The following is a 24,718-nucleotide window of genomic DNA, read 5'->3' as shown; positions in this document are numbered from 1 at the left end:
TCACATACATAAAAATAAACCTCTGAGGTGTCAGAGGTTTGGCTTAGGATAAGCGGTTATGATTCGCATAGGCTATAAAAGATTGTTCGTTTTCGATAAGACCACAGGATCCACATTGGATTTTTTTCGCAGGGCCGTTGTAGGGCGTATGGAAAACATCCAAATTATTATCTGTATACTCAACTTCTACCTCGCCTGTTTTTGGGTTAATCTTAACGGATTTTGCACGCTGTTCAATAATGTTAAACCTGGAACGATTCGTCTTACAATTTGGACATAGATAAGCTTCCATTCTTTCACCTCCATGGATAGTTTCTCACTTGTATCCAAAATTATGCAGGAAATCTACTCCTTAAAATAAGGGAATGCCCTAATATCTGTTTGTCTCTTATGGATGTAGGATAGTAAGTAAGAATTTAAGTAGGAGAGGTGAATACGCATGACTGTCTCATCCCCCACCCAGGTAATTTCAAAGATGTACGAATCTATCCTGTTTGAGATGTCTTATGACTTGCATGAAAGATATGCACAATTATTGACAAGTGCTTTACATCATTTGGATGCAGATAGCAGCAAAAACGATATGAAGGATTTATTGATCCATTTAATTGAGGATATGAGAAACCGTTCTAAAGAAATCTACCCTCTTTCATATCAAGAATATGGTCTTCCCTTTGCGTTTAAAAGTTATATAAAACAAGTGGAAAAGCGATATGGGGTAAAAGTTGATTTGGCTGATCCACATAAGTTAAATCAAATTTTTGCACATAAAGGTGTATTGGCTTTTCGGCTATTGCAAATTACACTGAAGTTAATTCTTGAATACTCGGAAACGGATTATGTGGAGATTGAAGTTGATCAACTAGGGATTCTGTTCAGATACAAGTCTTATATTGAGAGCTTTTCATCAGCTCAGGAGGAATTGTTAGAGTTATTACAGAAAGACTTAGATATAGAGATGGAGTTCATAAGAAGGAAAGATCAGATAGAATGGCGCTGGTTCTCAGCTCATCTAGTGCAAGGAGGAAAACGCGATGATTTCAATTGTAATTGTCGATGATCATGCAGTCGTAAGATCCGGACTGACTATGTTGTTGGATGCGGTCGGTGATTTTGAAGTAGTCGGTGAAGCTTCTGAAGGGGATGAAGCCTATCAGCAAGTGGAAGAGAAGCATCCTCAGGTCGTATTAATGGATCTTTCTATGCCACATGGTAAAGACGGGTTATCAGCAACTTCGGAAATTAAAAAACAATTTCAAGATACTCAAATCTTAATTTTGACAATGCACGATGATGAGGAATATTTATTCAGAGCCATCGAATTGGGGGCGTCTGGATGTATATTAAAAAATGCACCGCACGAAGAGCTGGTGAAGGCGATTCGGCAAGTGGCAGGCGGGGATGCGTATTTATATCCATCGGCTACAAAACGCCTGATGGAAAACTACATGGACAAAATAAAGAACAATGGCAAAGCAGATTCCTACCGGCTATTGACCGATCGGGAACGTGAAGTACTCGCCCTTGTAGCAAAAGGATTTTCCAATAAAGAAATAGCAAATAAACTAGTCATTAGTGTGAAAACAGTCGAAGCCCATAAAGCTAAGGTGATGGAAAAACTTAAATTGAGAACAAGACCTGAACTTGTAGAGTATGCCTGGAAGAGAGGATTACTTGGGTATTCAATTTAGTAAAGGATGACAAGACATGAATGAAACCATAGGGGATGTCTGTAAAGAGCTTCAAAGAGCCACAGGAGCCTCATTCATTGCCATTGCCGAATGGGATGGGGCGACACGAAAAATCAAATGGACATACGCGTTGGATCCATTGAATGATAAATACACGCGGATGGAAATATCTTATGGGTATGGAGTAGCGGGAAAAGTTATGCAAACGGGGCGGCCATTTGCCTGCAAGCATCCCAGTCAACTTCCTGATGAAATCACCAAATATCCAATCATTTTGGCTGAAAAACTGCAATCATTCCTAGCGGTTCCATTGCTAAATACTAAGATTTTCGACTCTGTGCTGCTTATCGGTTATCGTGAAATTCATCCTTTACCCGATAAGCAACTATTACAAGAACACCTCACGCACGTTATCTCTCAACTCAAAAGGAAGGAGGCCTTATCATGACAAGCAGTAGTCCTCAATCGAATACTACAGCTATTGAAGAGCATGAAGGTTTTTTAGTTGTAGGAGAAAACGGTTATGTACTCAATGCTAATAAAAAAGCGAAACAGCTTTTTAAAATGACTGATACAGATGTTCATATTGCGGATTTATTCCTCGAGTTTGAAGTCAACGCACTATCGGATTGTTCAAAGGGAGTTCTCCTCCAGCGCTACGTCACTCCTTTACAAGGGAGTCCTTTTCCGGTATTCGTTGTGGTACAGGAATGGACGGATGAAAAAGGCAAGCGTTATTTTGTAACGGTGCAAAATCTCGAGTACCGGACAGTAATGGATAATGGATCGTATCAGCATTTAAAGGAATTGCTCGACATCAAATATGCGTTAGATGAATCATCGATTGTAGCTTTAACCGATCGTAGAGGAAGAATTCGTTATGTGAATGATAAATTTAGTGAGATTTCAAAATATGGAATCAATGAGTTGATTGGCAGCGATCACCGTATATTGAATTCAGGGTACCACTCTAAAGAGTTTTTCAAGAATCTATGGAGAACGATTGGGGCAGGGAATGTGTGGAAAGGGGAAATACAAAACAGGGCGAAAGATGGTACTTACTATTGGGTGGATACCACGATTGTTCCGTTCTTGAACGAAAATGGAAAGCCCTATCAGTACTTGGCAATAAGAAACGAGATTACAGAGAGAAAACGTGTTGAACAGGAACTTAAAAAAATGACCCAGCGTTTGATCCAAGTGCAGGAGGAAGAGAGAAAACAAGTGTCACGTGAACTGCATGATGGTATCGGTCAAGAACTATACAGTTTACTAATCAGCATGCATCGTTTACAGCAAGAAGTAGACCATTCACTCATTGAACAAATGACAGGGGATATCAGTCATCTTATTCAAAGTGTAAGGGATATGTCCTGGGGTCTTAGGCCGTCTGCTTTGGACGAACTTGGGCTTTTACCTGCTATCCGCTCTTTCCTTCACCGATTAGATAAGTCATTTGGTTTGAAGGTAGAGTTTTCTTCGACTGTCTCATCACGTTTGACTCCCACGATAGAGACCACAATCTACAGAATCGTTCAAGAGGCTCTGACCAACGTAAGAAAATATGCAGAAGTAGACCAAGCCTCCGTGAAACTTATAGAAAAAGAAAATGAGCTTTCCGTTTTTATTATAGATAAAGGCGTTGGATTCTCTGAAACCCACGCTGGAAGAGGGGTTGGGCTATTCAGTATGGAAGAACGAGCGAGAGCCGTGGGGGGAGCCTTAACGGTTGAATCCATCCCAGGAAAAGGGACGACCATTAAAATGACCGTACCCAAGGAAATCTGAGATTGACTCAGGTTTCTTTTTTTATGTCTTAAAAGTATAAAAAAATTCTGTGCTTATAATTTATTGTGAAGTAAGGCGGCATCCATCTCCCCCGTTTAAAGCTAGAAAGGACTTGTGTTCCTGAAATATCAGGGGATTTTACTACCTAAATGGGGGGATTCCCCAATACTTTTACAAGGCCCTCTAGACGTACAATGAATGTAGATCAACTACATAAATAAGGGGGCTTGGAGCTATGAAAAAAGACCATTCTTCACAGCCAAGTTTGAAGGGGACACTGATCAGCGTATTCGCTGTAGGAATTGTCATTATTCTCATGTGGGTAAGTATTTTCTATCTATATATTGACCGAATGTAGGGGGAAGACAAATGCATTTACACAAATACGAAAAAATTTGGCTGGCCTTTGGCGTTTTCGCACTTATCATCTTTTTGTCTGTAGTCGGAGTCAGTGCATTTCATCAGGGAAACATTCCATCTGGAGGGCACATGACCATTGACCCTGAAAAAGTCAGGGAAACAGCACCGTTTAACGAGCCTGGTCTTCATAAAAAAGAAGATGGTACCTACGAAGTATCCATGATTGCCATGGCTTTCGGCTATGATCCTGCTAAGTTACAAGTTCCGGCGGGAGAAGAAATTACCTTTACGCTCACCAGTGAAGATGTAACTCACAGCTTTTCGATTGTAGGAACAAATGTGAACATGATGGCTATTCCTGGTCAAATCAATCATAGAACACACACGTTTGATGAACCGGGTTCTTATCTTGTCGTATGCAATGAATATTGCGGCTCAGGTCATCATTTTATGAGTACAGAAATCGAGGTGATTCAGCCATGAACGTCATGCAAAAAGGAGATCGTCTGCTCGCATTATCAAATTTAGGATTTGCCTACGCGGCATTTTTAATTGGCACACTTTGTGGATTACTGCAGGTATTTATCAGAAATGATGCCTTGACATTACCGTCCTGGCTCGATTATTACCAAGTGCTTACTGCACATGGGCTTCTTCTAGCCATTGTATTTACAACATTTTTCATCTTTGCCTTCTTTCAGGCTGGAATGAGCCGGACGTTAGGAGCTTTTGGACCAAAAGTGCTGTTGTGGAATTGGATCGGCTTTTGGGTCACCTCCATCGGTACGCTGCTTGTCGTTGTCATGGTTATCTCAGGCCAGGCTTCTGTTCTATATACATTTTATGCTCCATTGCAAGCACACGGCCTGTTTTACGTTGGTCTCGCATTATTTGTCATAGGAACGTGGATTCAAGGATTTGCATTAGTAGGTCATTACATCGTATGGCGAAAACAGAACAAAGGAGAACTGAGTCCGTTATTTGCCTTCATGACAGTGGCTACAGTCATATTGTGGGTGATCGCTTGTTTAGGAGTAGTTGCCACCGTTTTGTTTCAATTTATTCCATGGGCGTTTGGATGGGCTCAGGGGATCAATGTAGAGTTAAGTCGATCTTTGTTCTGGTATTTCGGACATCCATTAGTCTATTTTTGGCTGCTTCCTGCTTATATGGCATGGTATGTCATTGTGCCGAAAATCATTGGAGGACGTGTGTTTAGCGATTCATTAGCGCGTTTGTCCTTCGTTCTCTTTATCTTGTTCTCGATTCCTGTAGGGTTCCACCATCAGCTGACAGAACCAGGAATCGCAAGCTTTTGGAAGTTTTTGCAAACGGTCTTAACGTTTATGGTCATCATTCCATCTTTAATGACAGCTTTCTCAATGTTTGCCACATTCGAATTAAGAGGCCGAGAACTAGGTGGTAAAGGATTGTTCGGCTGGGTGACGAAACTTCCGTGGAGAGATGTAAGGTTTACGTCGATTTTCATAGCTATGGCTTTCTTTATTCCGGGTGGAGCTGGTGGAATCATAAATGCCAGTTTTCAAATGAATGAGGTTATTCATAACACTTTATGGGTAGTCGGGCATTTCCACATTACTGTTGGAACACCAGTTGCCATGACATTTTTTGGACTCACTTTCTGGCTTATTCCTCATTTGACAGGCCGTCGTTTCACGAAGTCCTTACAAAAGCTGGCATTTTTACAAATCGGCACATGGTCTATAGGAATGCTTTTGATGAGTACTGCCCAACACATGTTGGGGTTACTAGGAGCTCCAAGGCGAACCGCCTATACAGGGTATGCCCATGAAGATGCACAAGCCTGGTTTGAAGGAGTATTGTCTAACCATGTGACCATGGCCGTTGGAGGATCGATTCTGTTTCTATCCGCTGTGCTCTTAATATTTATTGTTGTGCAGCTTTGGTGGCTTGCACCAAAAGCAGATGAAAGTACATTTATGCATTTTCCAATTGCTGATAGCGATTCGTCTTCCACACCAAAATTCCTTGAAAACTGGAAAATATGGATCGGGGTCGCCTTTATTTTAATTGCTCTTGCGTACACGATCCCTCTATCAGAAATTATTCAGCACGCACCGCCAGGCTCAGACCGATTCCAGACTTGGTAAAAGGAGGAGAGGAATAATGACATTTTCCTTTGCATTTACTGTAGCTTCCATTGTGCTTTTTACCGTGTTAAGTGCTATCATAGTTGAACTTCAGACAGATGAAGAATAGAAAAGAGCGGATGACCTCATGGCATCCGCTCTTTTCGTCACTCTATGAAGGTTAGTTCTGGAAGCCATTGGGACATATGCTCTTTCTTGGCTTTGTACTCATCACTTAGCACAGGGATATCTGCCATAGGAACTACCTGATAATCAGAGGTTACATAAGTGATTTGGAAACGAGGGTCCACTGCCTGGACCACGTCTTTGTTATCTGCTTTTTTGACAAAATCAAAAGCAAAAATCCCGCCTATTCGTTTATGTTCACCCAGTTGTCCTGAGAAAAAATTTCCCAGGGAATAAATCGTCAGCATTCGGTTTCCATTTTTACCTTCCACATACTTAATCGGCTGCAAAACATGGGGGTGGTGTCCCAGCACGGCATCGACTTCTTGGTCTGCAGCAAATTGCACGACATCTTTCTGGTACGGAGAAGGATAAAGCTGGTATTCATTTCCGAAATGTAAGCTCACTATGACAGCATCCGCTAATTTTTTTGCTTCTGAAATGTCTTTGGCCATCTTATCGTAATTAATGCGATTTACTACGTATTCTTTTCCTTCGGGTGAAGGAATGCCATTTGTGCCATATGTATAGCTTAGAACGGCCACATCCAAGTTTTCTTTTGTTTCGTAAACTAAAATCTCTTCACTTTGCTTCTTGTCCGTATAAGCCCCTGTATGTTTCATATCAATCTTATTCCAGTGGTTGAGCGCTTTCTCGATGCCTGTGACTCCCTTATCCAAGGTATGATTATTGGCAAGAGTAACTACATCGATTCCTAAACTTTTCAAGTTATCCCCGATTTCCTTTGGTGAATTAAATGTCGGATAACCTGATAAACCCAAATCTTTACCTCCAATCATCGTTTCTTGATTCGCGATAGAAATAGTTGAGGACTCAAGAGTAGGTTTTGTTTCTTCTAACATTGGCATGAAGTTGTAACCCTCAGACGTTTTTGCTTTTTGATATACCCTCTCGTGAATAAGCACATCACCAACTGCAGAAATGCTGATCCGGGAATTAAGATTTAGAGGTTTCTTTTCTGTCGTTTCTATGCTCGAGGTGGAATGGTTATTGATAGGTTCAGGATCAGACGATTCTAGAAATGATGGTGAAAAACTACAGCCTGACAAATAAAGACTGGATAGGACGATGAGTATAGTGAATCGGATTAGACTGATTAGACTCCCCTCCTGTTGGATGTTTGGTAGGTCTATTGTAACCATAAATGGGATGTCATTTCCAACTGGTTTATCACTTTTTCATCCTGGGAAGTCCTTCAATAAACTGGATCTTAATCATAAACGGAAGGAGATGGATCAGATGTCATCTACACAGCAAGAACCTAATGCTGATTCGCAAACGAAAGAGCAATATGTCGATATAAGTATGGGCAAACATGAAATCTTCTTTAAAAAAGAGTATAAAATATTATATACGGTTAATGAATTCCTGCTTGGCTTATGGTTCCTGATAGGAAGTATTTGTTTTTATTTTGAAGAACTTAAAACATGGGGCGTTACTCTATTTGTGCTGGGAAGTATGCAAATGCTAATCCGTCCCTCTATCCGGCTTGTCCATTCTTTCCATATGAGAAAACACTATGAAAGGGAATACGATGAGAAACAGTGACAGGATAATAACTCCCTATTTTATTTATTGCTTGGTTTGTTAGACAAATTCGCTAATATTTCTGTCTTCGGTTCATTCAACTTAATAGCAGGATAGTGGAAGCCTCGATTTTCGAGGTACTGTGACGTTTCCGCTGCCCTAAGTAGAATTTAAAGGTCCGAGAAATCGCTAGCTTTCCGTGGGTATGTGCTGAGCCTCCTTACTCCTGTTAAATGGGGCCGTTCACTACACTATAGATGGGGAGATGGAAAACGGCGCGACTCCCCCGGGAGAAGGACTTAGGCGAAACCCCACAAAGAGCGTAGCGAAAAAGGAGGCTCGCCAGTTCCCCCGCAGAAAAGCGAGTTGTTTTCCATCCAACCTTACGCTTATTACGAAATTCAAGTCTTCAGGTTAAGGAGGCTTATATTAAAGGTGTAGGATCTAATGTGTTGGCTATGATAAATTTTGTACACCAGGTAAATGTACATATGATGGTCTGTTGTATTAAGCGACGGTTTTTTTGTTTTCAGGAAGGAAACGGGCTTTAACTAATCTATTTCTAACGGTAATTCCAATCCAGCTTGCAAGGAAAGCTTTTATTAAACCAACGGCAATGAATGGGTAAACACCTGCCGCGAGGGCCTGATTCCAGGACATATCCAAGACAAACTTCAATTGAACGGTTCCGCAAATGAGCGTTACGATCATTCCGACGATATTGGCAACAAGGGCCATAGTCAGGTTGAACTTCGTTTTTTCTAAAATGAGACCCGTAATAAAGGCGGTAAGAATAAAGCCAAATATGTATCCACCGGTAGGACCGACGAGGACTTGGGCACCGCCTTTAAACCCTGCAAAAACTGGTAATCCTATCGCTCCGAGTGCTGCATAACCTACCATAGCTATCGCTCCTTGTCTGCTTCCTAAAATGGTTGCGGTAAGTCCTACTGCTAACGTTTGGCCACTGATGGGCACGACAGGAAGTGGAATTTCTACTTGTGCCAGGATAGCTGTAATGGCTGCGAAAATAGCACAATTTACGATAACTCTTAATTTTTTACGTTGATCTTGCATAAATAAACCCTCCTATTGTTAACTGTTTCAAAAATAGGTTAACATATTCTTTGTAAAGAAGGGTGTTTTTTTATGTGAAAAAATTTCGGTTTACATAGATTGATTGAAGGATACTATATAAAAATATACTTTTTTTCCAGACCCCGTAAAGTTTAAAAATCTTGTCAAACCGGGGCATAAGAGTACTTATAAAAAAGAGGATTACATATTGGATTTTAGTGGGATTAGTGGATAAAACTAGTACGTTTTATTCATTTTTTCATTACAAGCCCTTGATGGAGCTATTACAAATGTGTCAGAACGGTTAAACTATAAAATTTTGGTACAAAAAGCTGTTCAGATCATGTAAAATGGGGTAATGTAAAATTTAACGGAGGTTTTACAATGTTTACAAAAAATAAATACTTAAATAAAAACACTGCATTCAAATTGATAGCTTATGCCGTTGTCATCGGAATGTTTTGGTTAAAGATGAACTATATACAGAGCAATATTTTTACATTAAATGTTGAAAACTCTAATGAAGCTAGTATTCTAGCGTTCAATCCGCTAAGCAGTATTTTCTTAATCTTCGGAATTGGGATTCTGCTTGGTGGTCGTAGGGGTATGTTAGTGTCCTACATTCTAGGGTCTTTGCTTCTTTACGTAAACATACTGTTCTACCGTGAGTACAATGATTTCATCACAATTCCTATGTTGAACCAGGTAGCGAACTTGGCTGGAATGGGAGGCAGTATTCAAACGATCCTTGAATTTAGTGACATTCTATTGTTTGTGGATGTCTTGATAGCAGCATTCTTACTGTTTTATCTAAAGCCGCAGCGTTTAACCAGCTTTACACCGAAACGACGTGAAGGGATCATTCTAGCTATTATTGCGATTCCATTGTTCATGGTTAATTTGCAGTGGGCGGAACAAGAACGTACTGATCTTCTTGAACGTACTTTCGACCGCAATATGCTTGTTAAGTACATCGGCTTGATCAACTACCACGTGTACGATGCGGTTCTTCAAGGTAAGACCGAAATGAAGAAAACACTGGCAGATAGTAACGAATTAGTACCAGTCATTAACTACATGAATGAGAATAAGCAGGAAGATAGCGATCGTCTTGAAGGAGTGGCTGAAGGGAAAAACGTGATTTTGCTTTCCCTTGAAAGTACACAGACGTTTGTTGTCGATAATAAGCTGCACGGAGAAGAGTTGACCCCATATTTCAATGATTTGAAAGAAGAAGGTATTTACTTTGATAATTTCTACCACCAGGTCAAGCAAGGGCGTACATCAGATTCTGAATTCCTTCTTGCGAATTCTATGTATCCTTTGAATCGTGGTGCGGTATTCTTTACTCACTCAGGTAATGAATATGAAGGACTGCCTTCTCTATTAAGTGAAAATGGGTATTTTACAAATGTGATGCATGCGAATGACAAGACATTCTGGAACCGAAATGTCATGTACGATTCTTTAGGTTATGATGAGTTTTTCTCTAAAGAAGATTATGAAGTGACGCCTGAGAAGTCACACGGCTGGGGCTACTTAGATGAGTACTTTTTCTCTGACTCTTTAAACAAGATGAAAGAGATGGATAAGCCGTTTTACTCTAAACTGATTACACTTACAAACCATTATCCTTTCTCATTGCCGGAAGAGGAGAAATTCATTGAGGAAGGCGAAACCTCCAGTGGTACACTGAACCGTTACTTCCAAACGATTCGTTATCAAGATGAAGCGTTGAAGCAATTTGTCGAGGAATTCAAGCAGTCTGAACTCTATGACAATACGATTCTGGTTATCTATGGAGACCACTTTGGTATTTCAGAGAATCACCAGGAAGCGATGGGTGAATACCTTGGTAAAGAAATCAATGATTATGAGCAGTTCCAATTGCAACGTGTACCTATGCTGATTTATGGTAAAGGCATCGAAGCAGAGAAAAATCACACGGTAGGTGGTCAAGTTGACCTTCGTCCTACACTTACGAATTTGTTGGGCATAGAGGATTCTAATCCAGTACAATTCGGGAATGACTTATTGGACAAAGATCGACGTGAGTTAATGATCACACGTGACGGTGATTTTGCGAGTGATGAGTATGTTGGAATTCAAGGGGTTTGTTATGATCGAGAAACAGGGGAAGAAGTCGAAGCTGATTCCTGTGAACCCGGATTCGAAGCAGCTCAGGAGGAATTAAGCGTATCCGACTCTGTTATTTATGGAGACTTGTTACGTTATCTTGATGAAACCGAAATGGTTGATACGAAAGGTAAACAAAATAAAGAAGAATAACTTCTATAAATGGCTTGCAGTGAAACCCAACGTTTCCTGCAAGCCTTTTTGCGTTTAAAACATTCAACTATATATAAGGATTATGAAATGCTCGATTTCGAGGTCCTGTGATGTTTCCGTTGCCCTAAGTAGAATTTGGAGGTCCGAGAAATCACTCGCTTTCCGTGGGCATGTGCTGAGCCTCCTCAAGCTAAAGCTCTCCGGGGTCTCACCTATCATGTGCATCCCACAGGAGTCTCGCAATTTCTCGAACCTCCTTACGGCTGTTAGGAGAAACGGAAACGTTATTGGTAACGAAAATCTATCTGTACTTTAGAAAATCAAAGCCTCCTTACTACTGTTAAATGGGGCCGTTCATTACACTATAGATGGGTTGGATGGAAAACGGCGAGACTCCCGCGGGAGAAGGACTTAGGCGAGACCCCACAGAGAGTGCAGCGAACGAGGAGGCTCGCCAGCTCCCCCGTAGGAAAGCGAGTTGTTTTCCATCCAACCTTACAGTAATTACGCAACGGCCCCTAAAATATCTTGAATTCAAGTCTTCAGGATACGGAGTCTATAAATGAGTAAGGAAACACCAACAGGACCAATAATTGATAAACCTAAAAAAGGTAATGAACATAAAAGCATAATGGATGAGAGACCGCTCGGGGATGTTCTACAATAGGGATAGGTGAAGAAAAGAAGGAGAGAATAGAAACAGTGATGAGCGAGGTGGAACGATGAAAAAACCAGACGTAGAAGATTATTTACAGGAAGGTATATATGGAAGCAGAGAAACAAAACCATCAGAACGGAGAAGATTTCTCGGCACTTTGCGTGAACGAATCGTTCTTATGCTCACGAAAGCTCAAGTGATGCAAGAAGCAGGGATGGATGAATTGTCACAGCAAATGAGAGAACATAAAGATTCAAAGCTGCTATTGAACGGTAAAATCAGCTATCAATTTCGAAAACCATATTCCCGTTTAGCAGACCAGTATGGTATTCATACTACATCGGTCTCGGATCAGGAGACAGATACAGACGTAGGGGTGTTACTGGTCGTAGACTACCCAATAGAAAAAGAAAAGATTGAGGTAGAAATAAGTGAACCTTGTTCTCCTGAGGAAGAAACGCAAAAAGATAAAGGATTGAAAGGAATTCTAAAATCGTTATTTAAAACCCCAAAGTGATGGACGTGTAATGTGTGAAGTTTGTTATTCTAAGCTAAAAACATGCCTTCTCATAGAGAAAGCCGATGCTTAATTAAGCATCGGCTTTTTAACATTCGACTTAAAATATATCTGACCAAACTTTTACTGTCGTCGCCAGGATAAGGAGGGCCAATACGGTCTGAAGTACTTTTGTATTAACCTTCTTACCTGCATTTGCACCTAGTGGAGCAGCGATAAGACTTGCAATGACCATTATCGCTGCTGGGAAATATTCAACTTGCCCTGTAGTCACCTTACCTACCGTCGCTCCAATAGAAGAGATGAGAGTTATGGCAAGGGAAGAAGCGATGGTCATGCGTGTCGGAATTTTCAATACGACAAGCATGATAGGCACTAATAAGAATGCTCCAGCTGCTCCTACAATTCCTGCTCCAATACCTACAATAAGAGCTAGAGATGCAGCGAGCCAGCGGTTAAACTGAACTTCATCTAGTTTTTGATCGTCCAACCCTTTCCTAGGTACAAACATCATAATCGTGGCAATTAAAGCCAGGATTCCGTAAACAATATTGATACCGTCCTCAGACATGAACCGGGATCCATAGCCTCCGATGAAGCTTCCGATGAGGATGCTGACTCCCATATATATAATCAATGTTTTGTTCAGGTATCCTCCTTTACGGTAGGCCCAAACTCCACCAATAGTTGCGAAAAATACTTGAACGGCACTAATGCCTGAGACTTCGTGGGCCGTGAAAGCTGTAAAACCTACAAGTGGGGGAATATACAATAGCATAGGATATTTTATAATGGATCCCCCTATTCCTAACATCCCAGAAACATATGAACCTACAAATCCGATGATAAATATTGTAATGATTAATCCGAAATCCATTTTCACAAACCTCCTTAAAAAAGGGAACCGTTCAAAGGTTCCCTTTTTGACTATTTAGCCTTTTTGAATCCAGAATTTGAATACGCCGTTATCTTCTTCGTGTTGTAGAAGTTCGTGACCGCCAGACTTGGCCCATGCAGTAAGGTCGCTTTTCGCACCTTGGTCAGTTGCGTGAATTTCCAAAACATCTCCGCTTTCTACTTCTTTCATCGCTTTCTTCGTTTTCACAATTGGCATTGGGCAAGCAAGCCCTGTTGCGTCTAGTACTTTTGTTACGTTCATAATTAAATACCTCCAAATAAATAGTTATATTCTTCATATCTAAAATAGCTGCTAAGCTTTAAAAATAATGCGTTTTATCTGACTGCGCAACGGTTAGGACCGATTTCCATCTCGCGTTGCTTTTCGTTGTCAGGGTTGATTTTACCCATGTTTGTTTCACGAATTTCTTGATAAGCATTAGGTTGTGGCGGCAGGTTCTCTGTCACCATTTTTCTAAATTCATCTTGATCATCGATGTTTAAACCATGGTTCTTTTCAAAAAGTGTACCTAGTTTCTCAGCGACAGTGCCATCCTCGTTCATCTCATCCATAATCATAAAGTGAGCTGGAAGAACGACAAGCTCATCAGATAGCTCTTTATAACGTGTATAAAGGGTTTCTCTTAGGTCCATTACCCAGTCTTCTGCTTTCCCGGCAAGGTCTGGACGACCAATGGAATCCACGAATAGAATGTCGCCTGACATTAAGAATTGGTCGTCGACTACAAAAGAAGTAGAACCGATGGTATGACCTGGTGAATAAAGTGCATTGATATCAATCGTAGTATTTCCGATCGTTACTTTTTCACCATCTTCAAGCGGTTGGTAATCAAACGTTACTTCTCCTGCATCTTTCGGTGGCAGCCAATAAGTGGCACCGGTTGCTTCAGCAATTTTGCGTCCGCCTGAAATGTGATCCGCGTGCAAGTGCGTATCAAAGACGTGGGTGATTTTTACTCCCAATTTCTCAGCGAAATCTGTATAAGCATCAATCATGCGTGTGGAGTCGATAATCGCAGCTTCTCCGTTAGAAGTGACCATGTAGGAAAGGCAGCCCTTACCGATGCGGACAAATTGGTAGAGTTCGCCTCCATCATTCAAATCACTTACTTTAATAGGTTCTAGGTGTTCACTCCACGCTTTCATTCCGCCTTCCAGAGAGTAGACGTTGGATACACCCTCATCTTCAAGCATTTCAGCCACCATTTGTGAAGATCCGCCTTTAGCACAGGCGACAACGATGTCTTTATCTGATGGCAGTTGATCCAGAATTTCTTCAACTCCATCAAGCAATTCAAAATACGGGATATTCAAGTATTCAAAGTTCTTGCCTTCAATTTTCCAGTCGTTAAAATCGTCTTCTGTTCGTACATCCAAAAGAAATAGTTCCTCATTGTTAAGAACTTTTTTCGCCATATCTTTAACAGTCATTTCTTGTACTGTCATTTCATTTTACCCCCTCAGGTATATTAGTGTTTAAAATTTTTTATTTGTTAAGTGAAGTTGTTTCTCCAGACCAATCACTCATGCCTGGAACAACGTTATAAACATTTTCAAAGCCTTTTTCTACAAGTTTTTGAGCTGCCATGTCACTACGGTTTCCTGTACGGCACACAACATAAACTTTCTTAGAACGATCCAATTCATCAGCGCGATCATCTAACTCGCCAAGTGGAATGGACGTTGCTTCAGGAATATGCTCAAATGCGTATTCAGCAGATTCACGCACATCCAAAATTAGTGCATTCTCATCAGAACGAACATTTTGCAGTTCTTCATTATTTACAACTTTGTCATGTTTTGTTTCTTGAGTGTCCTCATCACTAGCTTTTCGTACATAGTGCTTCAGAACGTCTCCTTCTTCAACTGTGCCAAGGTACTGGTGGCCTGCGCTTTTAGCCCATGCAGCTAGGTCTGCTTTAGACCCTTTATCTGTGGCAAGCACTTCTAGCACCTGACCTGCTTCAATGTCTTTCATTGATTTCTTTGTTTTCACAATCGGCATCGGGCAAGCAAGGCCCTTAGCATCTAATGAAAGGTCTGTTTTAATATCCATTGATTAACATCCTCCTAATAACCCGTGTGGGTATGATTGTTATTTAATCGGTCCTTCCCAGCTCATCATTCCGCCTTCCATATTGGTGACGTCATAACCTTTATCTTCTAAAAGCTGTGTGGCACGGCCGCTGCGTCCGCCTGATCGACAGACCATAATATATTCTTTAGATGAATCCAGTTCATTTGCGCGAGTTTCAATGGAACCAAGAGGAATATGCTTCGCTCCAGGAATCATCCCTTGAGCGACTTCATCATCTTCACGCACATCTACAATGTTCAACTCTTCTTCTTGTTTCAAAAGGTTTTTTACTTCATTTGCAGTTAAAGTTTTCATTTTCCTTACCTCCTATTAGATAAACAGGTTCACATTGCCGTCTTCAGCGTCTGCTAAATAAGCGGCTACACCAGCGTATTCAATTTCATCAAGCAATTCGTCTTTTTGAAGTCCAAGCAGGTCCATTGTCATTGTGCATGCCACAAGGTTAATATCTTGTTCCTGCGCCATTTCGATAAGGTCAGGAAGCGGCATTGCATTGTGCTTTTTCATGACGTCTTTGATCATTTTAGGACCGAATCCTGCAAAGTTCATTTTTGAAAGACCCATTTTATCTGCACCACGAGGCATCATTTTACCGAACATTTTTTCCATAAATCCTTTCTTGGCAGTGATGGGTTCATCTTTTCTAAGAGCGTTCAACCCCCAGAATGTGTGAAAGATCGTCACTTCATGATCATAAGCTGCTGCACCATTGGCGATGATATAAGCAGCCATCGCTTTATCATAATCTCCACTGAATAGAATAATATTTGTCTTTTTTGTTTCCGACATGTAATCTCCTCCTTAATCTAAATACATATACGTGTTAGGGTATATTGTTGTTTAAAAATTTTATCTGCTTTTGACAAGCAATTGAACGGCCTCATTAATGGAGTCCTCTTTATCTTGTGAATCATCAGCATCTTGAATGCACTCCACAAGATTGGAGCTCACGACAAGACCAATCGTGCGATCAATCGCACTTCTGGAAGCAGACAGCTGTGTGATGACGTCTTTGCATTCTTTTCCTTCATCCATCATCTTCAAGACGCCTCGCAATTGTCCTTCTAAACGCTTCACTCTATTTTTCATAGCGTCATTGTATTCCATGGTATTGACCTCCTTTTGTGGAGTTTTTTAGGTCGTTGTTGACCAGCACATGAACAATAATATACCCCATAAGGTATAATGTCAACAGGTAAAACTAAAATATTTAGCATAAGGGGTTATCGCTTTTGGAATCTTATGATTAAAGGGGTGAGACAGTGGAACTATGGATGGATACGATTAAAGTTCTTGGAAGGATCGTTACAATTCTCCCGTTATTATTATTTATCGGTTTATTTATGGGTAAAAGATCTATTGGAGAGTTACCCGTCTTCGATTTCCTCGTAGTACTTGTATTAGGATCTGTAGTTGGTGCAGACATTGCAGATCCGAAAATTAACCATATTCATACGGTAATTGCTATGATTGCTATAGCATTCGTGCAGAAGTTCGTCATCTGGATCAAACTTAAAAATAGGAAGATCGGAAAGCTTCTTACTTTTGAACCTACGGTTGTGGTATTTAAAGGTGAATTAGTAGAAAAGAACTTGAAAGACATCAATTATTCCATTGATAACATCATACAAATGTTGCGGGAAGAAAATGTTTTTCATATTCAAGATGTGGACATGGGTATTATTGAAGCCAATGGTCGCCTCTCTATTAAATTAAGGTCTGGTAATGAACCTGTCACTAAAAAAGACATGAACATTTATACAAGAGGCGAGGGGTATGAAATGCCGATCATTATGGATGGAGAGATCCAGAAAGATATCTTATATAAAACGAATAAAGATGAAAAATGGCTTGAGAAACAGTTGAATGAATATGGGATATCAGATAGTAAGGATGTATTTTATGCGGCGATTTCCGATCAGGGAAAGTTTACATTGTTGAGAAAGGGAAAAGAGCAAGGTCCACTTCCTCCCATACAGCATTAAAAAAGTCATCTCGGAAAAAGCAGGAGGGTACCCCCAGGGACATCCAACTCCTGTTTTTTTTGTGGAGTTAAGAAGGAGGAGAATTAAGATAATGACTGGTACCCCGTGTCGCATTTGTGATTCAAATAAATCAGGAATAAATGCACCATTTGAGATATCTAATTTAGACAAAGGACCTATTGTGAAGAAAATAATACTAACAAAACCAATAAATAGTAGATAGATGAACCTATATTTAGAAGATTCAACACTTCAATCAACAAAAGAGTAGCACTAAGAGTGGTGAAAACACATGACAATTAACCTGAATGTGGAATCGATTCCTGTATCTTTAGAATTATTTTTGTAAGTAATTGAAACCGTTCTATCACATTCTTATCGAGCGCTTACATTAAGGTTACTGTCTGCTTCGGGTGCCAAAAGTCCCTCTCCATTTTTATCTTTTACATCCATTTGCTTCCTGTTCATCCATGCATTAGGTTTAAATCGAAAGCTTTCATCCATAAAATTTTTAAGGAGTGTGAATGATGAAGAGAGGTAAAAAGTTATCTGTAGTACAAGGGGTAGCGTTATCAGCTATCATGCTAGTAGGAGGATTGGTTCAAACACCAGGAATCGCAAGTGCAGCAGAGAAAAGTGAAACAGAAACGGCGGTTTGGTCTCGTGAAGATGCTCAGAATTACAACTTGAATAAAGACAACACCGCACCTGATATCGACAACGTTGATCAAGTCGCTCCTGATTATTGGGTATGGGATACATGGCCGTTACGTAATCGTGATGGTTCCATCGCGACCGTAAACGGGTATAAAGTTGTTTTTGCGTTAACAGCTTCTAAAGAATATACATGGAGTGGCCGTCACGACGAAGCGAAAATTCGCTACTTCTACTCTAAAAACGGTAAAGACTGGGAGATGGGCGGTTTATCTTATGATCCAGACAAAGCATTAGGATCACGCCAATGGGCTGGTTCAGCAATGATGGAAGAGGACGGAAAGGTCCACTTGTTCTACACAGCTAGTGGACGTAAAGGAGAAGAAACCACGACGTTTGAACAGCGATTAGCTAAAACGACGTTTGACATTGAGGTAGACAAGAAAGATAAATCCGTAGAGCTAAGCAATCATGGCGAGCACATGATCCTTGCTGAAGCGGATGGAGAGTACTATGAAACACAAGATCAAAAGACAGGGGATATCATTTATTCCTTCCGTGATCCTTGGTTCTTCAAAGATCCAAAAACGAAAAAGGAATACATCATTTTTGAAGGAAATTCTGCAGGTTATGAGAAAACCTTAGATCCAGAAAATATCGGCAGTGAAGAATTCAGAAAAGACCATGAAGTACCAGCAGGTGCTGAGGACTATAACGGAAATGTCGGAATTGCTTCTGCAGAAAATGAAGACTTAACAGAATTCGAATTGCTTCCCCCGCTTCTTGAAGCAGACGGAGTAAACCAACAACTGGAGCGTCCACATGTTTTAGTTAAAGGTGGACAGTATTACTTGTTTACGATTTCTCACCAGTTCACATTCGCTCCCGGTCTAAATGGTCCAGATGGTCTTTACGGATTCGTTAACGATTCCCTTCGTGGAGATTATCAGCCGTTGAACGATAATGGACTTGTTGTTGCGAACCCAGAAGATGATCCATTTATGACATATTCTCACGCTGTGATGCCAAACGGAACCGTCATCAGCTTTGTAAATGAGTACATTGATGAAAACGGTAATAAACAGCTAGGCGGTACGTTCGCTCCTACATTGAAACTGTCCATTAATGGAGACGAAACAAAAGTTAACGGCACTCTTAAGCCTGGTCAAATTATTCCATCACACTAAAAAGGAGGAATTTCTGTGAGTAAAAAGAATAAAGTCTTCGGTTCGATTCTTGGAATGGCAACTTTGTTTTCCTCCATACTTACTCCTGCTTCTGTTTTTGCAGAAGAAGGAACGACCAATTGGACTCGAGAAGATGTGACGAAGATTGAACAGAATGGTGATAACACAGCTCCTGAAATTTCAAACGAAGATTTAGAACAGATTGCACCAGAATACCACGTGTGGGATACATGGCCGCTTCGTAATAAAGACGGTTCCATTGCCACGGTAAATGGTTATAAAATCATTATGTCCTTGACGGCTCCTAGTGATGTCCTGCCTGGGAAACGCCATGACATTGCTAAAATCCGCTACTTTTATTCTAAGAACGGGAAAGACTGGAAGTTAGGTGGAAAGGTATTTGAAGATGGTGAAGCGCTAGGCTCAAGGCAATGGGCCGGATCTGCAATGATCGATAATGGAAAAATCCATTTCTTCTATACGGCTACTGGCAGGAAAGGGGAGACCCAAATAACTTATGAGCAGCGTCTAGCTAAAGCTTCTGCAGATGTAGACGTATCAAAAGGTGAAATCCAATTCTCTAACTGGTCAGATCATGAAATCATTTTAGAGCCAGAAGGGAAGTATTATCAAACAAAAGACCAATCAGATCAAGGTGACATTGCTTACGCATTTCGTGACCCATGGTTCTTTAAAGATCCTAAGTCAGGCAAGGAATACATTTTGTTTGAAGGTAACTCGAATGGTGCACCTGCCGAGCGCTCTTGTCAGACAGAACATATTGGATCCGAAGAATTCGCTTCGGGACATGACGTACCTGAAGCTTCCAAGCTTTACAATGGAAGTATCGGGATAGCGGAAGCGAAAAACAGCGACCTGACTGAATACGATATCCTTCCTCCAATCATGGAAGCGAATTGCGTTAATCAGGAATTAGAGCGTCCGCATATTGTTACAAAAGGGAATCAGTACTACTTATTTACAGATACGCACAAGAATAAGTTCGCACCTGGAATTACAGGTCCGGACGGGCTTTATGGTTTTGCTTCTGATTCATTGACCGAAGGATATGAGCCGTTGAACGGAGATGGGTTAGTTGTAGCGAATCCAAAAGATGAGCCATATCAGACGTATTCCTGGATGGTTATGCCGAATGGTACAGTTATCAGCTTTGCTAATTTCTATGACTTGGATGGATTGACTATTAATGAAATCGGTCAGCAATCTGAGCAGTTCCAATTCGATCACTTTGGTGGAACTTTAGCTCCTTCTCTTAAACTTTCTATTCATAAAAATGAAACTAGAATAGTCAAAGAGATGGACGCTGGGGTATTCAAATAAACAAAAAAGTCAAAGGCCCTGAGCCTTTGACTTTTTTCCTGTCTATAGGAAATAATAAGTTGATTTTTTTGTGGATAATTCTTTCGCTGAGTGGTTACATCCAGCTTCTGTGTCTAGCCCTCGAAGTCATAAGTCAGGCACGTGCTTTTGCTCTAACTATACCGTTTGATCGATACAACCAATTAGACGTTCTTCGATATCTTTAGCAATTGCCTGAATGTTATCATCTTCTACCATCTGAATAAGGGACGTAGGCTTAGGCATGCCGATTTTCGTCGTTCCATCCTCAGTGTAGACGACCATTTTACACGGAAGGAAATAGCCTGCAAGTGTGTTTTCGTTCAAAACACGCTGAGCTTCTTTAGGATTACAAACCTCTAAAATCTTAAACTCTTTTTCAAATTCTAACCCTTTTTCATGAAGCTTATCCTTTAAGTCAAAGTTCCAAAGGACCCCAAATTTCTGCTCCATCAGATTTGCTTCTAAGCTTTCAACGGCTTCATCCATACTTTTCTTCGTTTCCACGGTGTAGTCAAACATAAGTAACCTCCTTAAAGATTAGACTCATTTTTATATACCCTTACATGTATAACGGTAATCGTATCTTAGGATAGAAAATCATCATCCTTCTCATAGTGATAGCCGTCAACTTAACTTTTCGTTGGATCGGGATCATATAAGACATACTTTTTCCTAAGTGTGCGTAAAAAATTCAAAACCGAGAATGGAACCCCAATAGGAATGTCTATGTAAATGAGGATAGGGCTATGGGTTAAGTAGGAAATAAAAATATACCAGTTACGAATAGTAATAAGATTTCAATAATGATTAAAACAAGATCTCCAGTGTTGTTTCTCTACAGGTAAGATGATTGGAAAAGTGCGTGCCAAAATTTTTTTAATTTTTATAACAAATTTACTTGTAATAAAACGTGATTATATGTAATAATAAAACCACAATATAAATGAAAGCCCTTTCTAAGGTCGGTTGAAGGGTTTTTTATAACATTAAAAGTTGTAACAAAAGGTGGGAAGAGGATGATTGATGCAAAACCTCTGTTAGCAAAGAAGGATAGTCAATCCGCAGAGTACCCGAGACCACAGTTTAGGAGAAATGATTGGATTGATTTAAATGGCACGTGGAAGTTTCAATTCGACGATGAGAATGTAGGCGAACAAGAAGCTTGGTTTAAGCAAGGGGTGCAGGGAGAAGGAATACAAGTTCCTTATGTCTACCAAAGTGAAATGTCCAAAGTGAATGATCAAGAGCACCATTCAATTATCTGGTACGAAAAAACATTCGAATGGCAAACTACGAATAACGAAGTTTACCTTCATTTTGAAGCTGTAGACTATTACACAAAAGTCTGGGTCAATGGACAACTCATAGGAGATCATGAAGGTGGACATACTCCTTTTAGCTTTCTTATAACTCAAGCGCTAAATAATGGTGAGAACACGATTACTGTAAGAGTACAAGATGAAAATAGTGTGGAACAGCCGATTGGGAAACAATCATGGAAGTCTGATAATTTTCTATGCTGGTACACACGGACCACTGGCATTTGGCAACCGGTTTGGTTAGAGGAAGTATCCTCCATACATTTGCAAGACGTGGGAATGACTCCAAGTGTGGAAGATTCAACGCTTCATTTGCAAGCACGTGTAAAGGGACACCAATACCCAGTCTATCTAGAAGCCGAAGTATTTTTTGAAGACGAATGGATTACCACGGCTGGGACCTGGGTCAAAGGCACTCAGTCTTCTATTGACTTAACGTTAGATGTACAGTCTGACGAAGCGGATTTTCGCGTGTTCTACTGGTCTCCGGATCATCCTAATCTCTATGATATTCGATTTACTGTAAAAGACCGGAGCAAAACGTATGATCAAGTGGAAAGTTATTTTGGTATGAGAAGCATTGAGGTCAAGGGTGAGAGAATCCTTTTAAATCGCGAGAGTTTTTACCAAAGACTATTATTAGACCAGGGCTATTATCCAGGCGCATTAATGACAGCAACATCCAAACAGATGGAAGAAGACTTGAAAAAAGTAAAAGAGATGGGCTTCAACGGAGTAAGGCGCCACCAAACGATCGCTGATCGACAATATATGTATTGGTGTGATCGTTTAGGTTTAGTCATGTGGGCTGAGATGCCTAGCAGCTTTCTTTTCTCAACGACATCGATGTCTCGAATGATGGAGGAGTCCAGGGAGATGATCGCTAAGCATTACAATCATCCATCCGTCATCATTTACACGCTGATGAACGAATCTTGGGGTGTAAACGAAATTTATCATCGCGATGATCAGCAAAACTTTGTAAACGCTTTATACTATCAGGCAAAAGCTTTCGATCCGACTAGACTGATTGTTGGGAATGATGGCTGGGAACACACATTGACTGACATTTTAACGGTTCATGATTATAACTCAGATCCCGAGTCCATGAGCCGCAGCTATAAGAATAAAGAAGAATTTGTAAACGGCAGTCCATCAACAACAAGCTGTAAACAAAACTACGCTAAAGGATATAAATACGGCGGAGAGCCGGTCATCATTAGTGAATATGGTGGTATAGCTTATGGCTCCACAAAAGGAAATGATTGGGGTTATGGGACAAGACCTGAGTCTCAGGAAGAAGTTCTCCTTCGTTTGGAACAATTGACAAACGTGATAAAGGATACGAAATATATTCAAGGGTTCTGCTATACCCAATTAACGGACGTCGAGCAAGAAGTAAATGGTCTACTGGATCATAATCACGAATACAAGTTTGATCCGGAAAAAATTAAGAGGATTATTGCACAGCAGTCCAACGGCTTTGTTTTTGAATAATATGGAGGAGGTAATAAACGGTGGAATCAGCAAAATCAACGGTTTCAAATGATGTGGATAAGCGTGAGGATATTAGTAAAAAAGAGTTTGCCTCTTATTTTGGGTACGGTTTTGGTCAATGTATCAGTTTTGGATTAGTCGGTTCGTATATTCTGTTCTTCTACACGGATATCTTAGGGATTTCGGCAGCAGCAGCAAGTATGATTTTCTTAATTGCTCGTACGTGGGATGCAATCAATGATCCAATGATGGCTTCTGTCATGGATACCTTGCACTCCAAACACGGAAAGTTCCGGCCATATTTGAAATATATGCCCTTTTTTATCTCACTCATCACAATTGTTTGTTTCCTCCCGTTAGACGGGTTAAGTGATACAGCCAAAATCTTATTTGCCGGGGGTACTTATATTGTGTGGGGGATGATCTATACGGTTTCTGATGTACCGTATTGGTCGTTATCCACGGTAATGAGTCAGGATGCTCAGCAGCGTACAAAGCTTATCACTTTTGCCAATATGGGAGTTTTTGCAGGGATCGGTCTATCTCCTGTAGTATTCGTTCCACTGGCTGAGTGGTTAGGCCAGGGCGACCAAGGACAAGGGTATCTGCTGGCTACTGTCGTCTTGATGGCATTTGCACTTCCTATTATGCTCAACGGCTTTAAAAATACGAAAGAAAGAGTGCAGCCTCCAAAAGCAAAAGTTAAGTTATCAGATGCGGTACGAGCTGTAAGGGCCAATAAACCGATGTTCGCAGTGCTAGTTGTTTTCTTTTGTAATGTCTTTATGAACATTACCCAAGCTTTAAACGTGTACTTTTTTACTTACAATCTTGGAAACGCTTCCCTGATGTCGATATTCGGAATCATAAGTTTGGCAAGTTGTATTGGATTCTTTGTAATCCCGAGTCTTGCCAAGAGATTTAAGAAAAAACATTTGTTGATGACCATTGTCGCAATAGATATTGTCATTCGAATCATCTGGTTCTCTGTTGGTTATTCTAGTGTCATTGTTTCCTTTGTCTTCATTGCTATTACCATGCTTCTCTATACAGCTACTGGACCTTTAATTTCTTCCATGTTAGCGGAAACGATCGAGTATACAGAACTGAAGACAGGAAAAAGGAACGAAGCGGTAACTTTCTCTGGCCAGACCTTTACAGGAAAATTATCTGTCGCTGTCGCAGGTGGACTGACAGGTGTCATTTTAACCTGGATCAACTACTCACCAAATCAAGATCAGTCCGTGGCGACAATGAATGCTTTATTCTTCGTTATTGCCTTACTGCCTGCACTCGGTTCACTGATCAGGTTAATCGTCATGTACTTCTATTCTTATACAGAAGACGAATACAATGATGTGGTTGAAAAACTTGAAGAAAGAAAGTTAGAAGAAAATCCTGCACAATAAGCATCGCCCCTCTGCCATCTGGCAGAGGGATTTTTGTGAAGATGATCCTTCCCGTCTGCTATAA

General features: G+C 40.5%; 26 protein-coding genes. 15 read left to right on the top strand and 11 right to left on the bottom strand.

Features of this window, described 5'->3' with window-relative positions; genetic code table 11:
- Positions 1-43 precede the first annotated feature (43 nt).
- Positions 44-292, bottom strand: a complete 249-nt coding sequence (locus ACRYKC_RS01070; protein WP_433804798.1) for a DNA alkylation repair protein — start codon at positions 290-292, stop codon at positions 44-46.
- A gap of 183 nt (positions 293-475) precedes the next feature.
- On the opposite strand from ACRYKC_RS01070, the gene ACRYKC_RS01065 reads away from it, so the two are divergent.
- The 7 genes from ACRYKC_RS01065 to ACRYKC_RS01035 all read left to right on the top strand — a co-directional run bounded on the left by ACRYKC_RS01065 (position 476) and on the right by ACRYKC_RS01035 (position 5,971).
- A complete protein-coding gene (locus ACRYKC_RS01065) occupies positions 476-1,060 on the top strand; it encodes a hypothetical protein (RefSeq protein ID WP_433804797.1) in 585 nt (194 codons plus the stop codon).
- On the top strand, positions 1,035-1,691 hold the full coding sequence (locus tag ACRYKC_RS01060) for a response regulator transcription factor (RefSeq protein ID WP_433804796.1): 657 nt from the start codon (positions 1,035-1,037) through the stop codon (positions 1,689-1,691). The genes ACRYKC_RS01065 and ACRYKC_RS01060 overlap by 26 nt, the downstream gene beginning before the upstream one ends.
- 16 nt (positions 1,692-1,707) lie before the next feature.
- A complete protein-coding gene (locus tag ACRYKC_RS01055; RefSeq protein ID WP_433804795.1) occupies positions 1,708-2,139 on the top strand; it encodes a GAF domain-containing protein in 432 nt (143 codons plus the stop codon).
- Complete coding sequence (locus ACRYKC_RS01050; protein ID WP_433804794.1) at positions 2,136-3,479, top strand: PAS domain-containing sensor histidine kinase; 1,344 nt, start codon at positions 2,136-2,138, stop codon at positions 3,477-3,479. Before ACRYKC_RS01055 ends, ACRYKC_RS01050 begins: the two co-directional genes overlap by 4 nt.
- A 235-nt stretch (positions 3,480-3,714) precedes the next feature.
- Positions 3,715-3,837 (top strand): cytochrome C oxidase subunit II, encoded by a 123-nt coding sequence (locus ACRYKC_RS01045; RefSeq protein WP_433804793.1) that lies wholly within the window; start codon positions 3,715-3,717, stop codon positions 3,835-3,837.
- 11 nt (positions 3,838-3,848) lie between these two features.
- Positions 3,849-4,322: a cytochrome c oxidase subunit II gene (locus ACRYKC_RS01040; RefSeq protein ID WP_433804792.1), complete on the top strand. Its 474-nt coding sequence runs from the start codon at positions 3,849-3,851 to the stop codon at positions 4,320-4,322.
- Entirely contained in the window at positions 4,319-5,971 is a 1,653-nt protein-coding gene (locus tag ACRYKC_RS01035) for a b(o/a)3-type cytochrome-c oxidase subunit 1 (RefSeq protein ID WP_433804791.1), read from the top strand. The genes ACRYKC_RS01040 and ACRYKC_RS01035 overlap by 4 nt, the downstream gene beginning before the upstream one ends.
- Before the next feature lie 146 nt (positions 5,972-6,117).
- Here ACRYKC_RS01035 and ACRYKC_RS01030 read toward each other — a convergent pair whose 3' ends face one another.
- A complete protein-coding gene (locus tag ACRYKC_RS01030; protein WP_433804790.1) occupies positions 6,118-7,299 on the bottom strand; it encodes a CapA family protein in 1,182 nt (393 codons plus the stop codon).
- A gap of 97 nt (positions 7,300-7,396) precedes the next feature.
- On the opposite strand from ACRYKC_RS01030, the gene ACRYKC_RS01025 reads away from it, so the two are divergent.
- The gene (locus tag ACRYKC_RS01025; RefSeq protein WP_433804789.1) at positions 7,397-7,705 is read left to right on the top strand and encodes a YrhK family protein; all 309 of its coding nucleotides are present in this window, start codon (positions 7,397-7,399) and stop codon (positions 7,703-7,705) included.
- A gap of 486 nt (positions 7,706-8,191) precedes the next feature.
- On the opposite strand, the gene ACRYKC_RS01020 is transcribed toward ACRYKC_RS01025, so the two are convergent.
- Positions 8,192-8,761 carry a biotin transporter BioY gene (locus ACRYKC_RS01020; protein WP_433804788.1) on the bottom strand — a complete coding sequence of 190 codons (570 nt, stop codon included), beginning with the start codon at positions 8,759-8,761 and terminating at the stop codon, positions 8,192-8,194.
- Positions 8,762-9,145: 384 nt separating this feature from the next.
- Between ACRYKC_RS01020 and ACRYKC_RS01015 the strand changes: the two genes are divergently transcribed.
- The gene (locus ACRYKC_RS01015) at positions 9,146-11,050 is read left to right on the top strand and encodes an LTA synthase family protein (protein ID WP_433804787.1); all 1,905 of its coding nucleotides are present in this window, start codon (positions 9,146-9,148) and stop codon (positions 11,048-11,050) included.
- A gap of 722 nt (positions 11,051-11,772) precedes the next feature.
- Positions 11,773-12,225 carry a YueI family protein gene (locus tag ACRYKC_RS01010; RefSeq protein ID WP_433804786.1) on the top strand — a complete coding sequence of 151 codons (453 nt, stop codon included), beginning with the start codon at positions 11,773-11,775 and terminating at the stop codon, positions 12,223-12,225.
- 100 nt (positions 12,226-12,325) lie between these two features.
- On the opposite strand, the gene ACRYKC_RS01005 is transcribed toward ACRYKC_RS01010, so the two are convergent.
- The 7 genes from ACRYKC_RS01005 to ACRYKC_RS00975 all read right to left on the bottom strand — a co-directional run bounded on the left by ACRYKC_RS01005 (position 12,326) and on the right by ACRYKC_RS00975 (position 16,348).
- Positions 12,326-13,102: a sulfite exporter TauE/SafE family protein gene (locus tag ACRYKC_RS01005; protein ID WP_433804785.1), complete on the bottom strand. Its 777-nt coding sequence runs from the start codon at positions 13,100-13,102 to the stop codon at positions 12,326-12,328.
- 54 nt (positions 13,103-13,156) lie between these two features.
- Entirely contained in the window at positions 13,157-13,384 is a 228-nt protein-coding gene (locus ACRYKC_RS01000; protein WP_433804784.1) for a sulfurtransferase TusA family protein, read from the bottom strand.
- A gap of 74 nt (positions 13,385-13,458) precedes the next feature.
- The gene (locus tag ACRYKC_RS00995; RefSeq protein WP_433804783.1) at positions 13,459-14,589 is read right to left on the bottom strand and encodes an MBL fold metallo-hydrolase; all 1,131 of its coding nucleotides are present in this window, start codon (positions 14,587-14,589) and stop codon (positions 13,459-13,461) included.
- A 40-nt stretch (positions 14,590-14,629) separates the two neighbouring features.
- Positions 14,630-15,199 carry a sulfurtransferase TusA family protein gene (locus ACRYKC_RS00990; RefSeq protein WP_433804782.1) on the bottom strand — a complete coding sequence of 190 codons (570 nt, stop codon included), beginning with the start codon at positions 15,197-15,199 and terminating at the stop codon, positions 14,630-14,632.
- A 39-nt stretch (positions 15,200-15,238) separates the two neighbouring features.
- Positions 15,239-15,535 (bottom strand): rhodanese-like domain-containing protein, encoded by a 297-nt coding sequence (locus tag ACRYKC_RS00985; protein WP_433804781.1) that lies wholly within the window; start codon positions 15,533-15,535, stop codon positions 15,239-15,241.
- A 15-nt stretch (positions 15,536-15,550) separates the two neighbouring features.
- On the bottom strand, positions 15,551-16,030 hold the full coding sequence (locus tag ACRYKC_RS00980) for a DsrE/DsrF/DrsH-like family protein (protein ID WP_085027690.1): 480 nt from the start codon (positions 16,028-16,030) through the stop codon (positions 15,551-15,553).
- A 60-nt stretch (positions 16,031-16,090) separates the two neighbouring features.
- Complete coding sequence (locus tag ACRYKC_RS00975; RefSeq protein WP_433804780.1) at positions 16,091-16,348, bottom strand: metal-sensitive transcriptional regulator; 258 nt, start codon at positions 16,346-16,348, stop codon at positions 16,091-16,093.
- A 167-nt stretch (positions 16,349-16,515) separates the two neighbouring features.
- On the opposite strand from ACRYKC_RS00975, the gene ACRYKC_RS00970 reads away from it, so the two are divergent.
- From ACRYKC_RS00970 to ACRYKC_RS00960, 3 genes are all read left to right on the top strand, one after another.
- A complete protein-coding gene (locus ACRYKC_RS00970; RefSeq protein ID WP_433804779.1) occupies positions 16,516-17,226 on the top strand; it encodes a DUF421 domain-containing protein in 711 nt (236 codons plus the stop codon).
- A 527-nt stretch (positions 17,227-17,753) separates the two neighbouring features.
- On the top strand, positions 17,754-19,067 hold the full coding sequence (locus ACRYKC_RS00965) for a glycoside hydrolase family 68 protein (RefSeq protein ID WP_433804778.1): 1,314 nt from the start codon (positions 17,754-17,756) through the stop codon (positions 19,065-19,067).
- Between the two features lie 15 nt (positions 19,068-19,082).
- Positions 19,083-20,408, top strand: coding sequence for a glycoside hydrolase family 68 protein (locus ACRYKC_RS00960; protein WP_433804777.1), 1,326 nt, complete (start codon positions 19,083-19,085; stop codon positions 20,406-20,408).
- Positions 20,409-20,564: 156 nt separating this feature from the next.
- On the opposite strand, the gene ACRYKC_RS00955 is transcribed toward ACRYKC_RS00960, so the two are convergent.
- A complete protein-coding gene (locus tag ACRYKC_RS00955) occupies positions 20,565-20,948 on the bottom strand; it encodes a DUF302 domain-containing protein (protein WP_433804776.1) in 384 nt (127 codons plus the stop codon).
- Between the two features lie 497 nt (positions 20,949-21,445).
- On the opposite strand from ACRYKC_RS00955, the gene ACRYKC_RS00950 reads away from it, so the two are divergent.
- The gene (locus ACRYKC_RS00950) at positions 21,446-23,245 is read left to right on the top strand and encodes a glycoside hydrolase family 2 protein (RefSeq protein ID WP_433804775.1); all 1,800 of its coding nucleotides are present in this window, start codon (positions 21,446-21,448) and stop codon (positions 23,243-23,245) included.
- A 20-nt stretch (positions 23,246-23,265) separates the two neighbouring features.
- Positions 23,266-24,654, top strand: coding sequence for an MFS transporter (locus ACRYKC_RS00945; protein ID WP_433804774.1), 1,389 nt, complete (start codon positions 23,266-23,268; stop codon positions 24,652-24,654).
- Positions 24,655-24,718 lie beyond the last annotated feature (64 nt).

This window comes from Halobacillus sp. A1-3 (assembly GCF_050971765.1).
Taxonomy (GTDB): Bacteria; Bacillota; Bacilli; order Bacillales; family Halobacillaceae; genus Halobacillus; species Halobacillus mangrovi_B.
This window is presented reverse-complemented; position numbering and strand designations above follow the sequence as displayed.